At 63.1% G+C, this 19061-nt stretch carries 21 protein-coding genes; 19 read left to right on the top strand and 2 right to left on the bottom strand.

The window, feature by feature from the left end; genetic code table 11:
• Positions 1-34 precede the first annotated feature (34 nt).
• The gene (locus GTW25_RS10860) at positions 35-223 is read right to left on the bottom strand and encodes a hypothetical protein (RefSeq protein ID WP_252912135.1); all 189 of its coding nucleotides are present in this window, start codon (positions 221-223) and stop codon (positions 35-37) included.
• A 179-nt stretch (positions 224-402) separates the two neighbouring features.
• Between GTW25_RS10860 and GTW25_RS10855 the strand changes: the two genes are divergently transcribed.
• The 19 genes from GTW25_RS10855 to trmB all read left to right on the top strand — a co-directional run bounded on the left by GTW25_RS10855 (position 403) and on the right by trmB (position 18652).
• Positions 403-1215 (top strand): hypothetical protein, encoded by an 813-nt coding sequence (locus tag GTW25_RS10855; RefSeq protein ID WP_252912134.1) that lies wholly within the window; start codon positions 403-405, stop codon positions 1213-1215.
• 86 nt (positions 1216-1301) lie between these two features.
• On the top strand, positions 1302-1538 hold the full coding sequence (locus tag GTW25_RS10850) for a type II toxin-antitoxin system Phd/YefM family antitoxin (protein WP_252912133.1): 237 nt from the start codon (positions 1302-1304) through the stop codon (positions 1536-1538).
• Positions 1539-1910 carry a type II toxin-antitoxin system death-on-curing family toxin gene (locus tag GTW25_RS10845; protein WP_252912132.1) on the top strand — a complete coding sequence of 124 codons (372 nt, stop codon included), beginning with the start codon at positions 1539-1541 and terminating at the stop codon, positions 1908-1910.
• 314 nt (positions 1911-2224) lie between these two features.
• On the top strand, positions 2225-2677 hold the full coding sequence (locus tag GTW25_RS10840; RefSeq protein ID WP_252912131.1) for a hypothetical protein: 453 nt from the start codon (positions 2225-2227) through the stop codon (positions 2675-2677).
• 51 nt (positions 2678-2728) lie between these two features.
• Positions 2729-2911 (top strand): hypothetical protein, encoded by a 183-nt coding sequence (locus GTW25_RS10835; protein WP_252912130.1) that lies wholly within the window; start codon positions 2729-2731, stop codon positions 2909-2911.
• Positions 2912-3057: 146 nt separating this feature from the next.
• Positions 3058-3675, top strand: a complete 618-nt coding sequence (locus GTW25_RS10830) for a DUF1236 domain-containing protein (protein ID WP_252912129.1) — start codon at positions 3058-3060, stop codon at positions 3673-3675.
• A 59-nt stretch (positions 3676-3734) separates the two neighbouring features.
• A complete protein-coding gene (locus tag GTW25_RS10825) occupies positions 3735-5768 on the top strand; it encodes a hydantoinase/oxoprolinase N-terminal domain-containing protein (RefSeq protein WP_252912128.1) in 2034 nt (677 codons plus the stop codon).
• Positions 5769-5859: 91 nt separating this feature from the next.
• Positions 5860-8034 (top strand): malate synthase G, encoded by a 2175-nt coding sequence (locus GTW25_RS10820; protein ID WP_252912127.1) that lies wholly within the window; start codon positions 5860-5862, stop codon positions 8032-8034.
• Between the two features lie 212 nt (positions 8035-8246).
• On the top strand, positions 8247-8921 hold the full coding sequence (gene tsaB / locus GTW25_RS10815; RefSeq protein ID WP_252912126.1) for a tRNA (adenosine(37)-N6)-threonylcarbamoyltransferase complex dimerization subunit type 1 TsaB: 675 nt from the start codon (positions 8247-8249) through the stop codon (positions 8919-8921).
• Positions 8918-9409 carry a GNAT family N-acetyltransferase gene (locus tag GTW25_RS10810; protein ID WP_252912125.1) on the top strand — a complete coding sequence of 164 codons (492 nt, stop codon included), beginning with the start codon at positions 8918-8920 and terminating at the stop codon, positions 9407-9409. The genes tsaB and GTW25_RS10810 overlap by 4 nt, the downstream gene beginning before the upstream one ends.
• Positions 9410-9412: 3 nt before the next feature.
• Positions 9413-10198 carry a lysophospholipid acyltransferase family protein gene (locus GTW25_RS10805; protein WP_252912124.1) on the top strand — a complete coding sequence of 262 codons (786 nt, stop codon included), beginning with the start codon at positions 9413-9415 and terminating at the stop codon, positions 10196-10198.
• 47 nt (positions 10199-10245) lie between these two features.
• Complete coding sequence (miaB, locus tag GTW25_RS10800) at positions 10246-11634, top strand: tRNA (N6-isopentenyl adenosine(37)-C2)-methylthiotransferase MiaB (RefSeq protein ID WP_252912123.1); 1389 nt, start codon at positions 10246-10248, stop codon at positions 11632-11634.
• A gap of 74 nt (positions 11635-11708) precedes the next feature.
• Positions 11709-12704 (top strand): PhoH family protein, encoded by a 996-nt coding sequence (locus GTW25_RS10795; RefSeq protein ID WP_252912327.1) that lies wholly within the window; start codon positions 11709-11711, stop codon positions 12702-12704.
• A gap of 5 nt (positions 12705-12709) precedes the next feature.
• The gene (ybeY, locus tag GTW25_RS10790; RefSeq protein WP_252912122.1) at positions 12710-13180 is read left to right on the top strand and encodes an rRNA maturation RNase YbeY; all 471 of its coding nucleotides are present in this window, start codon (positions 12710-12712) and stop codon (positions 13178-13180) included.
• A gap of 28 nt (positions 13181-13208) precedes the next feature.
• A complete protein-coding gene (locus GTW25_RS10785) occupies positions 13209-14222 on the top strand; it encodes a hemolysin family protein (RefSeq protein WP_252912121.1) in 1014 nt (337 codons plus the stop codon).
• A gap of 71 nt (positions 14223-14293) precedes the next feature.
• Complete coding sequence (lnt, locus tag GTW25_RS10780; protein WP_252912120.1) at positions 14294-15877, top strand: apolipoprotein N-acyltransferase; 1584 nt, start codon at positions 14294-14296, stop codon at positions 15875-15877.
• A gap of 156 nt (positions 15878-16033) precedes the next feature.
• Entirely contained in the window at positions 16034-16453 is a 420-nt protein-coding gene (locus GTW25_RS10775) for a helix-turn-helix domain-containing protein (RefSeq protein WP_252912119.1), read from the top strand.
• 226 nt (positions 16454-16679) lie between these two features.
• Positions 16680-17948, top strand: a complete 1269-nt coding sequence (metK, locus tag GTW25_RS10770) for a methionine adenosyltransferase (protein WP_290127990.1) — start codon at positions 16680-16682, stop codon at positions 17946-17948.
• A gap of 2 nt (positions 17949-17950) precedes the next feature.
• Positions 17951-18652: a tRNA (guanine(46)-N(7))-methyltransferase TrmB gene (gene trmB, locus GTW25_RS10765; protein WP_252912118.1), complete on the top strand. Its 702-nt coding sequence runs from the start codon at positions 17951-17953 to the stop codon at positions 18650-18652.
• Between the two features lie 75 nt (positions 18653-18727).
• Here trmB and GTW25_RS10760 read toward each other — a convergent pair whose 3' ends face one another.
• Positions 18728-18892 (bottom strand): hypothetical protein, encoded by a 165-nt coding sequence (locus tag GTW25_RS10760; protein WP_252912117.1) that lies wholly within the window; start codon positions 18890-18892, stop codon positions 18728-18730.
• Between the last annotated feature and the right edge of the window lie 169 nt (positions 18893-19061).

The following is a 19061-nucleotide window of genomic DNA, read 5'->3' as shown; positions in this document are numbered from 1 at the left end:
TTCGAAGGTGAATTCTTTCTAGCGACATTTGAAGCTAAGAGTTATTCGTATCGCGTCCATCAGGTTCCTTGGCCACACCCTTGAACGGCCCCTCTGTAGACTTACGCTCCATAAATTGGCCATTGCGCTCATCACGCTTCTGCCAGTCACCATTTTCATGTTGGAACTGCGTCCGACCGGTGACGGCACCCTTGCGATAATCGTTGCCAGTATTTCGGGCCATAACAAACTCCAAAACGAACAGAAAGTGAACATACGGCGATTCGCATTTCGCGTCTACCGCTAGGGAAAGTTGTCCTTTCGGGAGTTTTGGCGGAGGACCGTAACTCGATAACCAAGTTGGACGGGGATACCAACGGAATACGACGCTGGTTTTCCCCGGCGAAACGGGCGGACCGACACATGGATGAATTCAAGTTCCGGTGCGCGGTAAGGCCGCCAACTCTCCACGACGGTGATCCGGCGATTGCCGTGCCGACTGGTTGGATCGGCAAGAAATCCGAACCGGGAATGATTATCTCCCTCATAACCAATCGCAAGCTTTTCGGTTACGTCTACTGGGGGCTTCAACCAGATTTCTTTGACGATATGGCGCCACATAGCGGTGTTTACGTTCGACCGCTCGTCCAAACCTCCGAGATATCGTCAGCCGAGCGGCCAGGTGATATCGATCTCTTGATAGTGCCCTACGAGGGCAACACCTTGCTTCTGCACAGGGTGATGGCAATCGAGGTGAAGGTGCTTAGAGCGACCTTCAGTAAGCAAGGGAAATCGCCAAACGATATGGGGGTTTCGCAGGCGTCCGCTTTGCGAGTCGTGGGCTTCCCCTATGTCGCTCTAGCACATCTGATTGTGTCTGACCGAAGCCCGCCCGAGGCTTGGCGTGAGATTGGACTGGCACGAGTCTTGGACCACCATGGGCGTGCAGAATTTCTACCTTCTGTTCAGACAGACTGGCTGCCGATCGATTTGATGACGCGCTCCTTTGGCCGTCTGATGAACGCTACAACTGGGGAACCTTCGCTAGGACTTGTTTCAGCGTACCTTGGCGCAGATGAGGATGAGATTGTGAAGCGCAATCGACCGCTTTGGATTCCGGATACGAGGAGATCGCTGTTGAACTCCTTGGTCGACCGAAGGCTTCTTGAACGCATCGCGGCGCGTTTTATGGAAGATCCCAACCTGTTTTTCGACATACCTCGCCACGATCCTTAGGAGGGCACAACACGTACCTCGTTCACTTATCGTACCTCACTATCGTATTATTGCCTAAATCGGCCAATTCGGCTAATCTCCCCTTTATGAAATCCTTCTCCGCTTCCGACGCCAAGAACCGTTTCGGCCAGCTCATCGACATGGCGCAGGCAGAGCCTGTGCGCGTGCAACGTCAGGGTCGCGACGTCGCTATCGTCCTCTCGCCCGAGGAATTTCGCCGTATGGCCGAAGCTGCGCGCGGTAAGGTCAATCCGGCCGTCGAGCGGCTTCACGCTGATAGCGCCAAACGCTGGGCGAGCGTCTACGAGGCTTTGGCGAAGTAGGTGAACTACCTCACGCTGGACGACGCGCTTTACATCCACACCGAGCAGTTGCGCCTTTTCGGCGGCGCAAAGGGCGTCCGCGATCATGGCCTGATCGAGTCCGCCCTGTTACGACCCCGGACCGGCTATTATGCCGATCTGGTCGAGCAGGCTGCGGCGTTGTGGGAAAGCCTTGCGATGAACCATGGTTTCATCGACGGCAACAAGCGCGTCGCCTTCGCCTGCATGGACATTTTTCTCGGGCTGAACGGTGCGCGGCTGGAGGCTGGGCCGGAGGCGGTCATAAAGTTCATCTATGCCCATCTGGAAGCGGGCACGTTTCGCAAGCCGGTCATCGAGGACTGGTTGCGCGCGCATGTCGTAGCAACGTAACGCCACCAAAAACTTATCCCCCTCTCTCCCACCTCCCATACACTCCTCCGCGTCCCCGTCTTCGGGATCGCCTGTCGCGACGGTGTCATGCGGGCGGGGGCCGGCGCCTCCGCCGTGCGGCAAACGTAGCCGCGCGGCCGGGGAGGGCGCGCCGAGGTCTCCCTCCGGCCAATACGGGCCGGATGTGCCTGTGGGGCACGCAACCCGCATGAAGTCCGGTCGCAAATGGCAGGATGGAAGGCGGGGCAGAGAGACAGGTGCGCACCTTCAAGAACGTCGAACGGGCGGCTGCGGGATCGCAGTCACATTATCAGATGAGCGATGCCGCAGCCGCCCGTCTTCCCGAACCTTTGATCCGCCCGCGTCCCGCGCGGGCACGATGTTCCATGCGCAACGACAAGGAGACGGAATTGGCCAGGCGTAAGTCGAAATGGCGGGAGCCGGCGCTGACGCCGCCCTTGCCGGTGCTCTATCCGAACCGCGAGGATTTCAGCGTCGAGGCGCAGTACCAGGCCGTATGCCGGCACGCCGAGGAGCGCGCGCAGATCGATGCGATCCTGCAGATGAAGACGCGCATGGCCGCAACCGCGCTTGGCCGTCCGGCCGAATGCGGCTGGCGCGTGTGTCGCCGTGCGAGGCGCTGCGCCGGGCCGGTCCGTCTGAGCGACCCGTTCATCCATCTTGGCCGCATCTTCCCGCCCTGCTGCGACACGCCCGAACGCGCCGAGGAGGCCCGCGCGGTGGCGCGTGGCGCGGCGAGCGTCTAAGGGTTCGTGATGGTCATAGACATGCCGTCATTGAAAGGCTGATGCCGCCTCATGCTTCGCCCCCTTTGCCTTCTGGCGCCCATCGTCCTTGCCGCCTGCACGAGTTTCGATGCCGGCCCGCTGCCCGTGCCGCGCAGCGAAATCGTGCCCGCGCCGGGTGCTGCCCAGCCGGTCATACTGCCTGCCGACATCCGCCCGCTGACGGAAGACCAGCGGGCCATGCTCGACGGCTGAGCCGGTTATCATATGTTACGCTTGGTGATCGCATGGATCGGAACGTGCCGCCCGTTCACGCATTTTTGAGCCCGAGGGACGTCACTGAACGTTGGCACGCGCAAGCCTTGGAGAAGGGGAGCGCGTCCACCCAAGGAGTATCAGACATGCGTAAGTTTCTTCTTGCGACCGCTGCCGTCGCCGCTCTCGGCGTCGGCGCAGCTCAAGCCCAGTCCAATGACGACGCCCAGCGCGGCTTCGGCGCGACGGCAGGGGGCACAACGGGTGCCGTTGCCGGTGCTGTGGTCGGCGGTCCGATCGGCGCGCTCGTCGGCGGTTTCGCCGGTGCGGTGATCGGCGCGGAAACGGCCGTGCCGGACGAAGTCGTCGGCTATGTCGTCGACAATCCCGTGCCGACCGTCACCTATGAGGGCGAAATCGAGGCCGGCGTCGTGATCCCGGCCGAAGTCGAGGTCGTGCAGGTGCCGAGCAGCCCGGACTACGGCTATATCTACGTGAACGGCCGTCCGGTTCTCGTCGAGTATGAAAGCCGCGAGGTCGTCTATTCGCCGGGCTATGTCGTGCCGGAGCGCACCGTTACCTATGTGACCGAGCATCCGGCCGATGCGGTCGTGATCGATGGCGGCGTGACGACCGGCGCGATCCTGCCTTCGGACGTCGAGATCATCGAGGTGCCGGAAGATCCGTATTACGGCTACGTCTACACCGACACCGGCCCGGTGCTCGTCGAGCGCGGTTCGCGCGAGGTGATCTGGGTCGAGTGACCGGCCTTTTCGAACCGCGACGGCCGGGCTAAGGAGATCGTCTGACACGGGCGATTTCCATGACCGGACCTGAAGACCAGCCGCTCTATCTCGGTTTCGATACGGGCGGCACCTATACCGACGCCGTGCTCTTCTGCGAGGAGCGCGGCGTCGTCGCGAAAGCCAAGGCGCTGACGACGCGGCACGATTTGTCGGTCGGCATTTCGCAAGCCGCAGATCGGGTGATCGCATCGGCCGGCATCGAGCCTTCCCAAATCCGGCTCGTCTCCATGTCCACCACCCTCGCCACCAACGCGCTGGTCGAAGGGCAGGGTGGCCGGGTCGGTCTGGTGATGATCGGTTTTTCGCCGGTGGATCTCGACCGCGACGGGTTGAAGGCGGCGCTCGGCACCGACCCGGTGATTTTCCTGCCCGGCGGCCACGACGTCCACGGCAACGAGACGCGGCTGGACCTGTCCACGCTGGACGCCGCCCTGCCCGAACTCGCCGCAACCGTCTCGGCATTCGCGGTCGCCGGATATTTTTCCACCCGCAATCCGGCGCATGAGATACTGGCTCGCGATCTCATCAGAAAGGTCACGGGCCTGCCGGTCACGTCCAGCCATGAACTGTCGTCCAAACTCGGCGGTCCCCGCCGTGCGCTCACCACGCTTTTGAACGCACGGCTCATCTCGATGATCGAGCGGCTGATCGCGGCGACGGAAGGCTTTCTGGAAGCGCGCGGCATCGATGCGCCCTTGATGGTCGTGCGCGGCGACGGTGCGCTGGTTTCCGCCGGGTTCGCCCGGCAAAGACCGATCGAAACGATCCTGTCGGGGCCGGCCGCAAGCCTCGTGGGCGCGCGCCATCTGACCGGCCTTGACGATGCGCTCGTGTCCGACATCGGCGGAACGACGACGGACATCGCGGTTCTCGACAAGGGCGTTCCGCGCATCGACCCGGAGGGTGCGACGGTCGGCGGCCTGCGCACCATGGTCGAGGCGGTTGCTATGCGCACCTGTGGGCTTGGCGGCGATTCGGAGGTTTCGGTTTCCGATGGCAGCCTCGATCCGAAAATCCTGCTCGGTCCACGCCGCCTCGTGCCGCTGTCGCTCGCTGGGCAGCTTCACGGTTCGGTCGTGCCGCAGGAACTGGAACGACAGTTGCGCGCGGCCAATCCCGGACGGCTGGATGGCCGGTTCGCGCTGAAGACCGGCATGCCGGAGCGCCTGTCGGCGGGACTGACGAGTGCGGAGGAAAAGCTTTACGCGTCGCTTAGCACCCAGCCGCAGCCGCTCGACCGGTTGCTTGCCTCGACCGCGCAGATCGCGACGTTGCAGCGTCTTGTCGCGCGCGGCCTTGCCCATGTCTGCGGCTTCACGCCCTCCGATGCGGCGCATGTCGTTGGCGCGCAGGACAATTGGAACGTTGAGGCGGCACGGCTTGGCGCGTTGCTGTTCGCAAGACGGCGCGACGGGCGCGGTCAGCCGATTGCAGCGAGTGCGGAAGAGATTGCTGGCCGTGTGCTGACGGCCGTCACGCGTCGGTCGGGCGAACTGATGCTTGAGACAGCGTTGTCGGACGATGGATATGACGGCGCAGCGCTTGTGGCCGGGCCGCTTGTGCAGGGCGCGCTCGACAGCAAGTCGGGCGTTGCGCGCCTATCGGTCGGTCTCGACCGCAAGGTTATCGGCCTCGGTGCGTCAGCGGGATTGCACTATGCTGGCCTGTCCGGATTGGTCGGCCAGGATTGCGTCGTGCCCGACCATGCCGACGTTGCCAATGCCATCGGTGCGGTCGTCGGCCAGGTCCGCGTGAGCGTCGAGGGGACCGTCACGCAGCCCGTCGAAGGGCAGTTCCGTGCAAGCGTCGGCGCATCGATCTGTGACCATTCGACCGAAGAAGATGCGCTGAAGACCGCGCGCCGGCTTCTGCGTGAAAAGGCGGTGCAGGCGGCGCGCGAGGCGGGGAGCGACGAGGTCGAGATTGCGATTGCCATGGATATGCGCGTCGCCACCGTCGAAGGCCGGCGCGCTTTCATCGAAGCGAGCCTGCGGGCAACGGCTGTCGGCCGTCCACGCGTCACGACTGCGCCGATGCAGATTCCGGCGTGAGGACCTTTCGCCTTTTGCCGAATTGACCGACGCAGCGCTGCATGGTGAAAGCAATGCTGAAAGCGATGGCAATTCGAGGAAGGCTCGCCGCATGACAGACCGCATCGACGTCGATGGATTGAAGATCGACCGCACACTTTACGACTTTGTCGGTCAAGAAGCCCTCGCGGGCACGGGCATCGATGCCGACAGGTTCTGGTCCGGGTTTGCGGCGATCGTGGCCGATCTTGCGCCGAAGAACCGCGCGCTTCTGGAAAAGCGCGATGCGATGCAAGCGACCATCGATGCCTGGCACCGCGAGAACGGTGCGCCGGCCGATCTGCCGGCCTATGAGGCGTTCCTGCGCTCAATCGGCTACATCATACCCGAAGGCCCGGCCTTCAAGGTCACGACGGAAAACGTGGACGACGAGATCGCGAAGATCGCCGGACCACAACTCGTCGTGCCGGTGATGAACGCGCGTTATGCGCTCAACGCGGCCAATGCGCGCTGGGGCTCGCTCTATGATGCGCTTTACGGCACCGATGCCATTTCCGAGGCGGACGGCGCGGAAAAGGGCGAGGGCTACAACCCGAAGCGTGGCGAAAAGGTCATCGCCTGGGCACGCGCGTTTCTCGACGAGGCCGTGCCGCTGGCGGCGGGAAGCTGGAAGAACGTCACGAGGCTCGTCGTCGAGGATGGTGCGCTGCGCGTCACGAGCGATGAAGGCGAGACGGGGCTGAAGGACGCCTCGCAATTCGCCGGCTATCTGAAAGACGATCTGTGCGATCTGCAGGTCCTGCTGCGCCACAACAATCTTCATCTGGAAATTCTTGTCGACACGAAAAGTGAGATCGGCAAGGCGGATCCGGCCGGCATTTCCGACGTGTTCATCGAGGCGGCGATCACGACGATCATCGATTGCGAGGATTCGGTCGCGGCCGTGGACGCGCAGGACAAGGTCGTGGTCTACCGCAACTGGCTCGGCCTGATGAAGGGAGATTTGACCGAAGAAGTCGCCAAGGGTGGCAAGACCTTCACGCGCAAGCTGAACCCCGACGCCGAATACGATCTGCCGGATGGTTCCGGCCGATTGCCGGTCCGCTGCCGTTCGCTGATGCTCGTTCGCAACGTCGGCCACCTGATGACCAATCCGGCAATCCTCGACGCCGATGGCAATGAAGTGCCGGAAGGCATCATGGATGCGATGGTCACAGCGCTGATAGCGCTGCACGATATCGGTCCCGAAGGTCGCCGCGCCAACTCGCCGGCCGGTTCCATGTATGTCGTGAAGCCCAAGATGCACGGGCCGGAAGAGGTGGCCTTCGCATCGGAGTTGTTCGGCCGCGTGGAACAGGCGCTCGGCATGGCGGCGAACACGATCAAGATGGGCATCATGGACGAAGAGCGCCGCACGACGGTGAACCTCAAGGAGTGCATCCGCGCGGCATCGACGCGCGTCGTCTTCATCAATACCGGCTTCCTCGACCGCACCGGCGACGAGATTCACACCTCGATGGAAGCCGGCCCGATGATCCGCAAGGGCGACATGAAGCAGTCGACCTGGATTTCGGCCTATGAGCAATGGAACGTCGATATCGGCCTCGAATGCGGGCTGTCGGGCCACGCGCAGATCGGCAAGGGCATGTGGGCGATGCCGGATCTGATGGCCGCGATGCTCGAACAGAAGATCGGCCACCCGAAGGCCGGCGCGAATACCGCCTGGGTGCCGTCGCCGACGGCTGCGACGCTCCATGCCACCCATTACCACAAGGTCGACGTGGCCAAGGTGCAGGCCGAACTCAAGGCCCGCGCGCGCGCCAAGCTTGCCGACATTCTTTCCGTGCCGGTCGCCACGCGGCCGAACTGGTCGCCCGAAGACATCCAGCACGAACTCGACAACAACGCGCAAGGGATTCTGGGCTATGTCGTGCGCTGGATCGATCAGGGCGTCGGCTGCTCGAAGGTGCCGGACATCAACGATGTCGGCCTGATGGAAGATCGCGCGACCTTGCGCATTTCGGCGCAGCACATGGCGAACTGGCTGCATCATTCGGTCGTTTCCCGCGATCAGGTGATGGAAACGATGAAACGCATGGCTTCGGTGGTGGATCGGCAGAACGAAGGCGATCCGCTTTACGCACCGATGGCGCCGGATTTCGAGAACTCGATCGCCTTTCAGGCGGCATGCGATCTGGTGTTCAAGGGCCGCGAGCAACCGTCAGGCTACACCGAGCCGGTGCTGCACGCGCGCAGGCTGGAATTGAAGGCCGAGCGGGCGGCGTAATCGGCTCTGATTGAGATGACGATGCCCTACGTTGCCCCCCTCTGTCCTGCCGGACATCTCCCCCGCATGGGGGGAGATCAGTCTCAAACGGCTAAGGTGCTGGTGCAAGCGATGACGCGCGTGATCTCCCCCCTCGAGGGGGAGATGTCCGGCAGGACAGAAGGGGGCAACGTCGAGCGATATCGACATGAGTTTGCACCGGATGCCGGCCCATGATCCTTCTCGCCATCGACACATCCGCCAATCTCTGCGCCGCGTCCATTCAGGACACAACGGAGCGCGGGCGCGCCGTGCATGACCTCGGCAAGGGCCATGCCGAGCATCTGATGGCGGTGATCGACGAGGCGCTGGCACAAGCCGGTGTCGCATTCGCCGACCTCGACGCCGTTGCGGTGTCGGTCGGGCCTGGCTCGTTCACCGGCATCCGCGTCGGTGTCTCGGCCGCGCGTGGTCTGGCGCTGGCGCTCGGCATTCCTGCCATCGGCGTGACGACGCTGGAAGCGCTCGGCTTCGAGGCGCGGCAGGCAAATCCCGGCCGCGCGATTCTGGCCGCGCTCGATGGAGGTCGCGGCGAAATCCACGCCGCCCTCTATTCGGCAGCCGGCGACGAACTGGCCGCGCCGGCCGCGTTTGATGCGAAGGCCGCGCTGGCACTCGCCAGTGAACACGACGCGGTCGTGACTGGCTCGTCGGCGGACATTTTGCAGGCGCTCGCGGATGGCACGCTCGACGTCGCCGGCCGCGCGGCGACCGCCGACATCGCCGCCTATGCGGCGCTCGCGGCGACGAAGCCTGTGAATGGGCCGCGTCCGTCTCCGCTCTATCTGCGCTCGGCCGATGCCAAGGTGCAGGAAGGCTTCGCCGTTTCGCGCAAGGGGGGCTCATGAAGCTGCCCTTTTTTGCCGCGAAACGCGATTTCGTCGTGGAAACCATAGACATCGACGACGCGGCAAGCCTGCCGCGCATCCATGAGGAGGACTTCGTTCGTCCCTGGAGCGAAGACGAATTCGCCGATCTTCTGGTGCAGCCCAACGTATTCGGGTTCGCTGCGCGTGAGGTCGGCAACCGCCGTGCCGGGCCGCTCGGTTTCGTGCTGGCGCGGCAGGCTGCCGACGAGGCGGAGATATTGACCATCGCGGTTGCCCGTTCGGCGCGGCGGATGGGTCTTGGCCGCAGCCTGATGGATGCGGTTCTGCGCGCGCTCCATGCGGAGCGCACCGCCTCGCTCTTCCTCGAAGTCGACGAAACCAACGCACCGGCCATCGCGCTTTATCGGCGGCTGGGCTTCATCAGGGTCGGCAAGCGGCCTGATTACTACCGCCAGCCGGGCGGCGAGCGAACGGGCGCGATCGTCATGCGCCGCGATCTCGTCTGAGATATGTTCGGTAAACTGCGTTTGACCATGGCGCTCGCCGCGTTCGTGCCCGGCACGCTGGCGCTCGTCGTCTGGCAATTGGCGATGAAGGCGACCGGGATCGGCGATCCGCGCAGGCCGGCACTTTTGTGGCATCGAATGGTGCTGGCGCTGCTCGGAATCCGTGTGCGGGCGCACGGGGAATTGTCGCAAAAGCGCCCGCTGCTGATCGCGGCCAACCATGTGTCCTGGACCGACATCATGGTGCTGGGTTCGATCGCGCCGGTCAATTTCATCGCCAAGGCGGAGGTTGCCGGCTGGCCGGTGCTGGGGCGGCTCTTTCGCTCGCAAAACTCGATCTTCGTGGAGCGCGAGGCACGCCATCGCGCGGGGGATCAGGCGCGGGAGGTTGCCGAGCGGCTGAAATCGGGCGATCCGCTGGTTCTGTTCGCGGAAGGCACGACGGGCTGCGGCAATCGCCTTTTGCCGTTCAAGTCGACGCTGTTCGGCGCGGCCGCACAGCTTGCCGAAGGTGCGGACGGCTTCGCGGTACAGCCGGCAGCTTTGTTTTATTCGCGGCTGCACGGCATGGCGATGGGACGCCGCCATCGGGCGCGCTTTTCATGGATCGGAGATGAGGAACTCGTCCCGCATCTGGTGAAACTGGTGACGAGCGGCCCGATCGTGGTGGACGTGTTTCTTGCGGAAACCATCGGTTTCGACGGGGCGAACCGCAAGCAGGTCGCGGCACGGGCGGAACGCGCAATTCGCGACCATCTACACGGCGCCCGGCGAGGCATGCCATTGTGAACGCGGCCCATCTCGATTTTGACGATGAAAAGCGTTAGAGCGTGGCCATGGACCTGAACGACACGCTCACCCGACCCGACGACGCGGCCGAAACGAAGACCCGCAAGGTATTCGTCAAGACCTATGGCTGCCAGATGAACGTCTACGATTCCCAGCGCATGTCCGATGCACTGATGGCCGACGGCTATCAGCCGACCGACGCGATCGAGGACGCCGATCTGGTGCTGCTCAACACCTGCCACATTCGCGAGAGAGCCGCCGAGAAGGTTTATTCGGAACTTGGGCGCATTCGCGACCTGAAGCGCGACCGCGCTGCTCAGGGGCACGAGATGGTGGTCGGCGTGACGGGCTGCGTCGCGCAGGCCGAAGGCGACGAGATACTGCGCCGCGCGCCGGTCGTCGATCTCGTGGTCGGCCCGCAGACCTATCACCGGCTGCCGGCGGTGGTGAAAAAGGCGCGTGCGGGCCACAAAGTGGTCGAGACGGATTACGCGCTCGAGGACAAGTTCGAGCATCTGCCGCAGCCGCAGAAGACTGTCGTGCGCAATCGCGGTGTGACGGCATTTCTGACGGTGCAGGAAGGTTGCGATAAATTCTGCACCTTCTGCGTGGTGCCCTATACGCGCGGCTCCGAAATTTCGCGCCCCGTCGCGCAGATCGTGGCGGAAGCGGAGCGGCTGGCGGAAGGCGGCGTGCGCGAAATCACGCTGCTTGGGCAGAACGTCAACGCCTGGCACGGCGAGGGAGTAGGCGGGCGCGAATGGGGCCTCGGCGAACTTTTGTTCCGGCTGGCCGAGATTCCGGGCCTTGAGCGGCTTCGCTACACCACCAGCCATCCGCGCGATATGGACGATACGCTGATTGCCGCTCATCGCGATCTGCCTGCCCTGATGCCGTATCTGCATCTGCCGGTGCAATCGGGCTCCGACCGCATCCTGAAGGCGATGAACCGCAAGCACACGGCGGACGATTATCTGCGCCTGATCGAGCGCATCCGCAACGTGCGGCCCGACATCGCGATGTCGGGCGATTTCATCATTGGCTTTCCGGGCGAGAGCGACGCTGACCACGAGGCGACCATGAAGCTGGTGCGCGACGTGGGTTATGCACAGGCTTTCTCGTTCAAATATTCGCCGCGCCCCGGAACACCGGGCGCCGACATGAAGTTTCATGTCGAGGAGCGCGTGAAGGACGAAAGGCTGCAGGAATTGCAGGCTTTGCTGACAAATCAGCTCGAAACCTTCACGCAAAGCCGCGTCGGAATGGAGATGGATGCGCTGATCGAGAAGCCGGGACGCCAGGCGGGACAGATCGTCGGCCGCTCGCCATGGCTCCAGCCCGTGATTCTTGATGAAAGCGTCGGGCGAATCGGCGACATTGTTCGCGTGAAGGTCTTGAGTGCCGGCCGCAACTCCCTATTTGCGGAGCCGGTTTGACGAAGGGTTCGAATGAGGAGAGCCGATTGAGCGTCGCACCCGAACTGAAGACTGCGCCCCAGGGGGCGTCGGACATGGCGCATATCGTTCTCACCTTCGACGACAACAAACTCGCCTCGGCACTTTACGGCCAGTTCGACGAGAACCTGGCGCGCATAGAGCAGAAGCTTGGCCTCGATATCCGCTCCAAGGGAAACCAGTTGTCGATCCGCGGCGAGCCGACGGCGGCCGAGCAGGCGCGCCGCGCGCTCGACTATCTCTACGGCCTCGTCCAGAAGGGCCATGATGTGTCGCCGTCGGAAGTCGACGGCGCGATCCGCATCTCCATCGCCGCCGATGACCAGTTGACGCTGCCGACGCTGGAGAAGAAGGGCAAGATGGCGGCCGCGCAGATCGCGACGCGCAAGCGCACGATCTATGCGCGGTCGGTCAATCAGGACGCCTATATGCGCGCGCTGGAGCGCTCCGAACTCGTCTTCGGCATAGGCCCCGCAGGCACCGGCAAAACCTATCTGGCGGTCGCCCATGCGGCGATGCTTCTGGAACGCGGCGCGGTCGAGCGGATCATCCTGTCGCGGCCGGCGGTCGAGGCGGGCGAACGGCTCGGCTTCCTGCCCGGCGACATGAAGGAAAAGGTCGATCCCTATCTGCGTCCGCTCTACGACGCGCTCTACGACATGATCCCGTCCGACAAGGTCGAGCGGGCGCTTGCGGCCGAGGTGATAGAGATCGCGCCGCTCGCCTTCATGCGCGGGCGTACGCTGCGCAATGCGGCGATCATCCTCGATGAAGCGCAGAACACGACACCCATGCAGATGAAGATGTTCCTGACGCGTCTGGGTGAGGGCGGGCGCATGATCGTGACGGGCGATCCGTCGCAGATCGATCTTCCGCCGAATACGAAGTCCGGTCTGGTCGAGGCGCTGCGCGTGCTCGACGGCGTGTCCGGCATCGTCACCTGCCGCTTCAACGATGTCGACGTCGTGCGCCATCCGCTCGTCGCCGAGATCGTGCGCGCCTACGACCGTGAGGGCGCATCGATGCCCGGCCGGGGCGCGTTGCAAGTCTGACGGGAATGGATCTGGAAATCGATATCGCCGTCGAGGCCGGCGACTGGCCGGACGAGAATGTGCTGTCCGCGCAGGCTGAAAGTGCATGCGCGGCGACATTCGCTGAACTCGGTATCGAGCCACGCGAATCCGAACTCAGCCTCGTCTTCACCGACGACGCCTCGATCCGGAACCTCAACCGTGAATGGCGCGGCAAGGACAAGGCGACCAACGTCCTGTCCTTCCCCGCCTTCAAGGTCGCGCCGGGCGATGCCTTGCCACCGATGCTGGGTGATGTCATTCTGGCGTTCGAGACGGTTTCTCGCGAGGCGGCACTGGAAGACAAGCCTTTCGAACACCATCTTGCGCACTTGCTCGTTCACGGATTGCTGCATCTTCTGGGCTACGACCATGAAAATGACGCGGATGCGGACGAGATGGAGGGGCTGGAACGAAAGATACTCATGCGTCTTTCTATTCCCGACCCATATGGCTAACTGGTAAGGCCGAACGGCCTCAAGGACGATGACCGAACAAACACAGATGGATGCTTCGCCGCTTGGCGCCGAGGCCAAACTGTCCGACGAAAGCGCGGACGCGCAAAGTAGGACCGCCGGCACGACCGGCAAACCTTCCAATTTCCTTCAACTCATCTCCAGCCTCTTCCGCGCGAAGAACGGTTCTTCCATTCGCGAGGACCTGGCCGACGCGCTCGACGAGGGGTCTCTCGATGCGGCGAATTTCTCGCCCGGAGAGCGCGCCATGCTGCGCAACATCCTGCGGCTGCGCGAACTGCGTGTCGACGACGTGATGGTCCCGCGCGCCGATATCGAGGCAGTCGAGGCGACGACGCCGCTCGGCTCTCTGATGGAGCGCTTCGAACAGCTCGGCCATTCGCGTATGCCGGTCTATGGCGACAATCTCGACGATCCGCGCGGGATGGTTCACATTCGCGACATCCTCGCGCACATCACCCGCACCGCCAAAGGCGGCGGCAATCTCGATCTGGCCGGGGTCGATCTGACCAAAAGCATCGAAGAGCTGGGGCTGGTGCGCAAGCTGCTCTTCGTCCCCCCCTCGATGCTGGCCACGGATTTGATGGCGCAGATGCAGGCCGAACGCGTGCAGATGGCTCTCGTCATCGACGAATATGGCGGCACGGATGGTCTGGTTTCGCTAGAAGACATCGTCGAGATGGTCGTCGGCGACATCGAGGACGAGCATGACGACGACGAGGCGATGATCGTACGCACGGCCGACGGCATGTTCGTGGTCGATGCCAAGGCCGAAATCGACGACGTGGCCGAACAGATCGGGCCTGCCTTCGCGGCCGGCGAACATGGCGAGAATGTCGACACGATCGGCGGCATGATCTTCAATGCGCTGGGGCGGGTGCCTGCGCGGGGCGAGATCGTCGAGGCCATACCTGGCTTCCAGTTCCATGTGCTCGACGCCGACCCGCGCCGGGTCAAGCGCGTGCGCATCGTCGGCGCGGATACGCCCGATACCCGTCGCACGGCGCGCCACAGCGCCAACTGATTGCTTGAATTGGAAAGATCCCGCGCCTTTGATAGAAGGGTGCGGGGTTGATTCTGGCAACGGACAGGTGAATGGAGCGCCTTGCAGGCAAGATAATTCTCCTGTCGGGCGCAGGACGGGCGTTTGTTGCGTTCGCCGCGGGCGTGATTGCGGGCCTCGCACAGGCGCCTTTCGATTTTCCCCTGGCCGCTTTCATCGCGTTTCCGATTCTCGTCTGGTTGCTGGACGGGGCGGTCGCGGCGCCGGAAAGGCGAGGGGCGCGGCGTCTTGCGCCTGCCTTCGGCATCGGTTGGCTGTTCGGCTTCGGTTATTTCCTCAACGGCTTGTGGTGGACCGGCAACGCGCTTCTGGTCGAGGCTGATCTTTTCGCCTGGGCACTGCCTTTGGCGGTGGTCGGCCTGCCCGCGCTTCTGGCGATTTTCTATGCGCTCGCCTGCGCCCTCGCTAAGCTTGCCTGGAGTAACGATATCGGGCGCATCTGCGCGCTGGCCGTCGCTTTTGCGTGTGCCGAGTGGCTGCGCGCGGTGCTTTTCACCGGTTTTCCGTGGAATGCGATCGGCTATGCGGCGATGCCCGTTCCGCTTGCTATGCAGTCCTCGGTGGTTCTCGGTTTCACGGGGATGAACGCGCTTGCCGTGTTCGTCTTTGCGCTGCCGGCGCTGCTTGCCGGGCGGGTGCATCTGAAGCTTGGGCTGGTGCTGGGCGTGGCGCTCGTTGTGCTGCATTTGGGCTATGGAGCGGCGCGGCTTGCGTTGGCAGCGCCGGAAGAAGGCGACACGATCGCCGTGCGCATCATCCAGCCGTCGATCCTTCAAAGCCAGAAATGGGACATGGCTGAGCGCGACCGCATCTTCGAGGCGCATCTCGATTTGACGAGACGCCCCGTCGAGAACGGCGCGCCTCGGCCGGACATCATCCTGTGGCCCGAAACCTCGGTCCCCTTCCTGTTCGGCGACCGGCCGGACGCCCTTGCCGCCCTCGGCGATACGATCGGCGAGGGACAGCGGCTGCTCGCGGGCATCGTGCGCGCGGAGGAGAGGTCGGCAGGCGCCACTGCCTATTACAACTCGATCGTGGTGATCGACGAGTCCGGCGAGATCGTCGACGCCTTCGACAAGGTCCATCTCGTGCCGTTCGGCGAATACCTGCCCTTTCAGGATGTCCTTTCCCGGTTCGGGCTCCGCCAGCTTGCACAGAATATCGGCGGGTTCTCAGCCGGCACGAGGCGGCGGCCGCTCGATCTGGGCAATGGCATGGGCGGTCTGCCCTTCATCTGCTACGAGGTGATCTTTCCGGGCATCGCGCCGCGCGGCGAAACCGACGCACGCCTGATCGTCAACGTGACCAACGACGCCTGGTTCGGCAACACGCCCGGTCCCTACCAGCATTTTAGGCAGGCGCAGCTTCGCGCGGTGGAAACCGGCCTTCCGTTGGTCCGCGCGGCGAACAATGGCATTTCAGCGGCGGTGGACGGCTATGGTCGACTGATCGATGGCCTTGCGCTCGATGCGGTCGGCGTTCTCGATGTGGAGGTGCCGCTTGTGCGTGCGGACGGGCTGATTTTACCGATACCCGGACGTCTGGCCGGTTGGATCGTCGTTTTCGTCTTGGTCGGCGGCGCAATAGTGGGTCATCGCGCGTCCAGGGCCACTTAAATTTGATATACCTTATTTCAGAGACTCATATTGGCCGCTCTGACGGCGTCGTATAGGCTGTTACTCTGCTCGCCCGGGAGGCGGCATGTAGGCGATAGCCATAAATATGGCGATAGCCATAAATATAAAGGGCCTGTTTCAACCAGGCTTACCAGGATGACCATCAATAAAAAGAAGCCAAACCCGATCGACATTCACGTCGGTAGTCGCATCCGATTGCGCCGCAACATGCTTGGCATGAGCCAGGAAAAGCTCGGCGAGATGCTCGGTATCACGTTTCAGCAGATCCAGAAATACGAGAAAGGCACAAACCGCGTCGGCGCGAGCCGGTTGCAGGCGATTTCGTCCTTCCTCAACGTACCGGTCGCTTATTTCTTCGAGGACGCGCCCGGACAGGACACGCCCGCCGGCGGCTTTGCCGAAGACGAGGGCGCGGCTTACGTGTCGGACTTCCTGAGCAGTTCGGAAGGAGTGCAACTCACCCGTTCCTTTTTGAAGATCAAGGACCAGAAGGTGCGACGCCGCATCATCGACCTTGTCAAGACGCTCGCAACCGAAGAAGACGAGACGGCTTAGCGCATGTCTCCCGAAAGTGGGCATCGGTTCGGGATAAAGACATGCGCAAAAACAGGAACCTGAAGCGCATGGAGCGAATCTGAAAGATCGCGACGCGCTTTAGAAGAGGAATCCTCCTGCATTAGGCATGGCAGGTCGGCGCAGCTTGACCGGGGGTTGCCGGCTTGGCTACACGTCTGTTGCCTGCCGCTTCCTGGCCAGGCATTTCCAGAGGGGACACCCGATCTTGCGCCAGAATTTCATCTTCACATCCGAATCCGTTTCCGAAGGCCATCCCGACAAGGTCTGCGACCGCATCTCCGACGAGATCGTGGATCTCGTCTACAAGGAAGCGAAAAAGGCCGGCATGGACCCGTGGCATGTCCGCGTCGCTTGCGAGACCCTGACGACGACCAATCGCGTGGTGATCGCCGGCGAGGTGCGCGTTCCCGACTCGCTCCTCAAGAAGGACAAGGACGGCAACGTCTTGTCAGAGCCCAACGGCAATCCGCTCATCAATCCGTCGAAGTTCCGCTCGGCCGCACGCCGCGCGATTCGCGCCATCGGCTACGAGCAGGACGGCTTTCACTGGAAGACGGCGCGGATCGACGTTCTGTTGCACGGCCAGTCGGCCGATATCGCGCAAGGTGTCGACAACGCCTCCGACAAGCAGGGCGAGGAAGGTGCGGGCGACCAGGGCATCATGTTCGGCTATGCCTGTTCGGAAACGCCGGACCTGATGCCGGCGCCGCTTTATTACAGCCACAAGATTCTCGAACTGCTCGCGGCCGCCCGTCACAAGGGCGAGGGAGATGCCGGCAAACTCGGGCCGGACGCCAAGAGCCAGGTCACCGTGCGCTATGTCGACGGCAGGCCGAGCGAGGCGACGCAGATCGTGCTCTCGACGCAGCACATCGACCCGAACTGGGACAACAAGAAGGTGCGCACGGTCGTCGAGCCCTACATCCGCGAGGCGCTGTCCTCCGGCGGGCTGTCCATCGCCGACGACTGCAACTGGTACATCAACCCGACCGGCAAGTTCGTGATCGGCGGACCTGATGGCGATGCGGGCCTTACGGGCCGCAAGATCATCGTCGACACCTATGGCGGCGCGGCCCCGCACGGTGGCGGTGCGTTCTCCGGCAAGGACACGACGAAGGTCGACCGTTCGGCGGCTTATGCGGCGCGCTATCTGGCGAAGAACGTCGTGGCAGCAAAGCTTGCCGATCGCTGCACGATCCAGTTGTCCTACGCCATCGGCGTCGCGCAGCCGCTGTCGGTCTATGTCGACCTGCACGGTACCGGAAAGGTCACGGAAGACGCGGTGGAAAAGGCGGTGCGCGACGTCATGGACCTGTCGCCGTCAGGCATCCGCCGCCATCTGGACCTCAACAAGCCGATCTATGCGCGCACGGCTGCCTACGGTCATTTCGGCCGCAAAGCGGGCCGCGACGGGTCGTTTTCCTGGGAGAAAACCGACCTCGTCAAGGCGCTGAAAGAGGCCGTCGCCGCCTGACCATGACGAAGCACGAATGGGGAGAGCGGGCGACCGAGGCATTCTTCGGTCGCCGGCACGGCAAGACGCTGAGCCCGGCGCAGATCGAGCGGATGAAAGCGCGTCTGCCGACGCTCAAGATCGATCTCGAAACACCCGCGCCGACCGATCTGCGATCGCTTTTCGGCGCGGATGTGGACGATGTCCGGCTGGAAATCGGCTTCGGCGGCGGCGAGCATTTTCACCATGAGGCGGCGCGCTTTGCGGCCGTCGGCTTCATCGGCGTCGAGCCGTTCGTCAACGGAATGGCGAAGTTCATAGGCAGCTTCGACAAGGTGCCGCTCGCTAATGTCCGCCTTCACGACGACGATGCGACGGAACTGCTCGACTGGCTGCCGGACGCCTCGCTCGCGGGGATCGACCTGTTCTACCCCGATCCGTGGACCAAACGGCGACATTGGAAACGGCGCTTCGTCAGCCCGGTCAATCTGGATCGGTTTGCGCGTGTGCTGAAGCCCGGAGCGCGCTTTCGCTTTGCGTCGGATATCGATCATTACGTCAACTGGACGCTTCTGCATTGCCGCGCGCATGATGCGTTCGACTGGCAGGCGAAGGGGCCGGACGACTGGCGCAGGCCCTATGAGGGCTGGCCCGGCACGCGCTACGAGGCCAAGGCGATGCGCGAGGGACGCGTACCCGCCTATCTGACCTTTATCCGCAGATAGGGCATCGCCCAAAACAAAAGCCCCGCTTGTGACGGGGCTCGTTCTCATGTGTCTGTCGGCACCGAATGGTGCGATCTACCACTGGCGGATCGAACGGTACTGGTTGGGGTCGATGCCCAGGCGCTCCAGGTCCGCATCGCGAGGAGCTTGACGGCTGCGGGTGGCCGAGGAAACCGCAATCGCGCTTCCGATGACCGAGAAGAATTCGTTGAAGCCGTGTCTGAAACCGTGCTTTTTCATTGCTTGATCTCCTTTCCTTGTGCGTTGCAGCAAACATAATGTTGCAGCACGAAATGCGGTAGGCCGATCTCGACAATGCAGCCATGCGTTCACCGCATGGTTGAGACGTGATGACGGCGGCACTTGATCCCGTCTCCCCGTTCGCGTATATCGGCCTCAAATTCTTGGT

Source organism: Aliihoeflea aestuarii, from assembly GCF_024105665.1.
Lineage (GTDB): Bacteria > Pseudomonadota > Alphaproteobacteria > Rhizobiales > Rhizobiaceae > Aliihoeflea > Aliihoeflea aestuarii.
This window is presented reverse-complemented; position numbering and strand designations above follow the sequence as displayed.

Excerpts from the sequence above, each read along its gene's own strand:
- GTW25_RS10860 (WP_252912135.1), bottom strand. The coding sequence starts at position 223 with ATGGCCCGAAATACTGGCAACGATTATCGCAAGGGTGCCGTCACCGGT.
- GTW25_RS10855 (WP_252912134.1), top strand. The coding sequence starts at position 403 with ATGGATGAATTCAAGTTCCGGTGCGCGGTAAGGCCGCCAACTCTCCAC.
- GTW25_RS10850 (WP_252912133.1), top strand. The coding sequence starts at position 1,302 with ATGAAATCCTTCTCCGCTTCCGACGCCAAGAACCGTTTCGGCCAGCTC.
- GTW25_RS10840 (WP_252912131.1), top strand. The coding sequence starts at position 2,225 with ATGAGCGATGCCGCAGCCGCCCGTCTTCCCGAACCTTTGATCCGCCCG.
- GTW25_RS10835 (WP_252912130.1), top strand. The coding sequence starts at position 2,729 with ATGCTTCGCCCCCTTTGCCTTCTGGCGCCCATCGTCCTTGCCGCCTGC.
- GTW25_RS10830 (WP_252912129.1), top strand. The coding sequence starts at position 3,058 with ATGCGTAAGTTTCTTCTTGCGACCGCTGCCGTCGCCGCTCTCGGCGTC.
- GTW25_RS10825 (WP_252912128.1), top strand. The coding sequence starts at position 3,735 with ATGACCGGACCTGAAGACCAGCCGCTCTATCTCGGTTTCGATACGGGC.
- GTW25_RS10820 (WP_252912127.1), top strand. The coding sequence starts at position 5,860 with ATGACAGACCGCATCGACGTCGATGGATTGAAGATCGACCGCACACTT.
- tsaB (WP_252912126.1), top strand. The coding sequence starts at position 8,247 with ATGATCCTTCTCGCCATCGACACATCCGCCAATCTCTGCGCCGCGTCC.
- GTW25_RS10810 (WP_252912125.1), top strand. The coding sequence starts at position 8,918 with ATGAAGCTGCCCTTTTTTGCCGCGAAACGCGATTTCGTCGTGGAAACC.
- GTW25_RS10805 (WP_252912124.1), top strand. The coding sequence starts at position 9,413 with ATGTTCGGTAAACTGCGTTTGACCATGGCGCTCGCCGCGTTCGTGCCC.
- miaB (WP_252912123.1), top strand. The coding sequence starts at position 10,246 with ATGGACCTGAACGACACGCTCACCCGACCCGACGACGCGGCCGAAACG.
- GTW25_RS10795 (WP_252912327.1), top strand. The coding sequence starts at position 11,709 with ATGGCGCATATCGTTCTCACCTTCGACGACAACAAACTCGCCTCGGCA.
- ybeY (WP_252912122.1), top strand. The coding sequence starts at position 12,710 with ATGGATCTGGAAATCGATATCGCCGTCGAGGCCGGCGACTGGCCGGAC.
- GTW25_RS10785 (WP_252912121.1), top strand. The coding sequence starts at position 13,209 with ATGACCGAACAAACACAGATGGATGCTTCGCCGCTTGGCGCCGAGGCC.
- lnt (WP_252912120.1), top strand. The coding sequence starts at position 14,294 with ATGGAGCGCCTTGCAGGCAAGATAATTCTCCTGTCGGGCGCAGGACGG.
- GTW25_RS10775 (WP_252912119.1), top strand. The coding sequence starts at position 16,034 with ATGACCATCAATAAAAAGAAGCCAAACCCGATCGACATTCACGTCGGT.
- trmB (WP_252912118.1), top strand. The coding sequence starts at position 17,951 with ATGACGAAGCACGAATGGGGAGAGCGGGCGACCGAGGCATTCTTCGGT.
- GTW25_RS10760 (WP_252912117.1), bottom strand. The coding sequence starts at position 18,892 with ATGAAAAAGCACGGTTTCAGACACGGCTTCAACGAATTCTTCTCGGTC.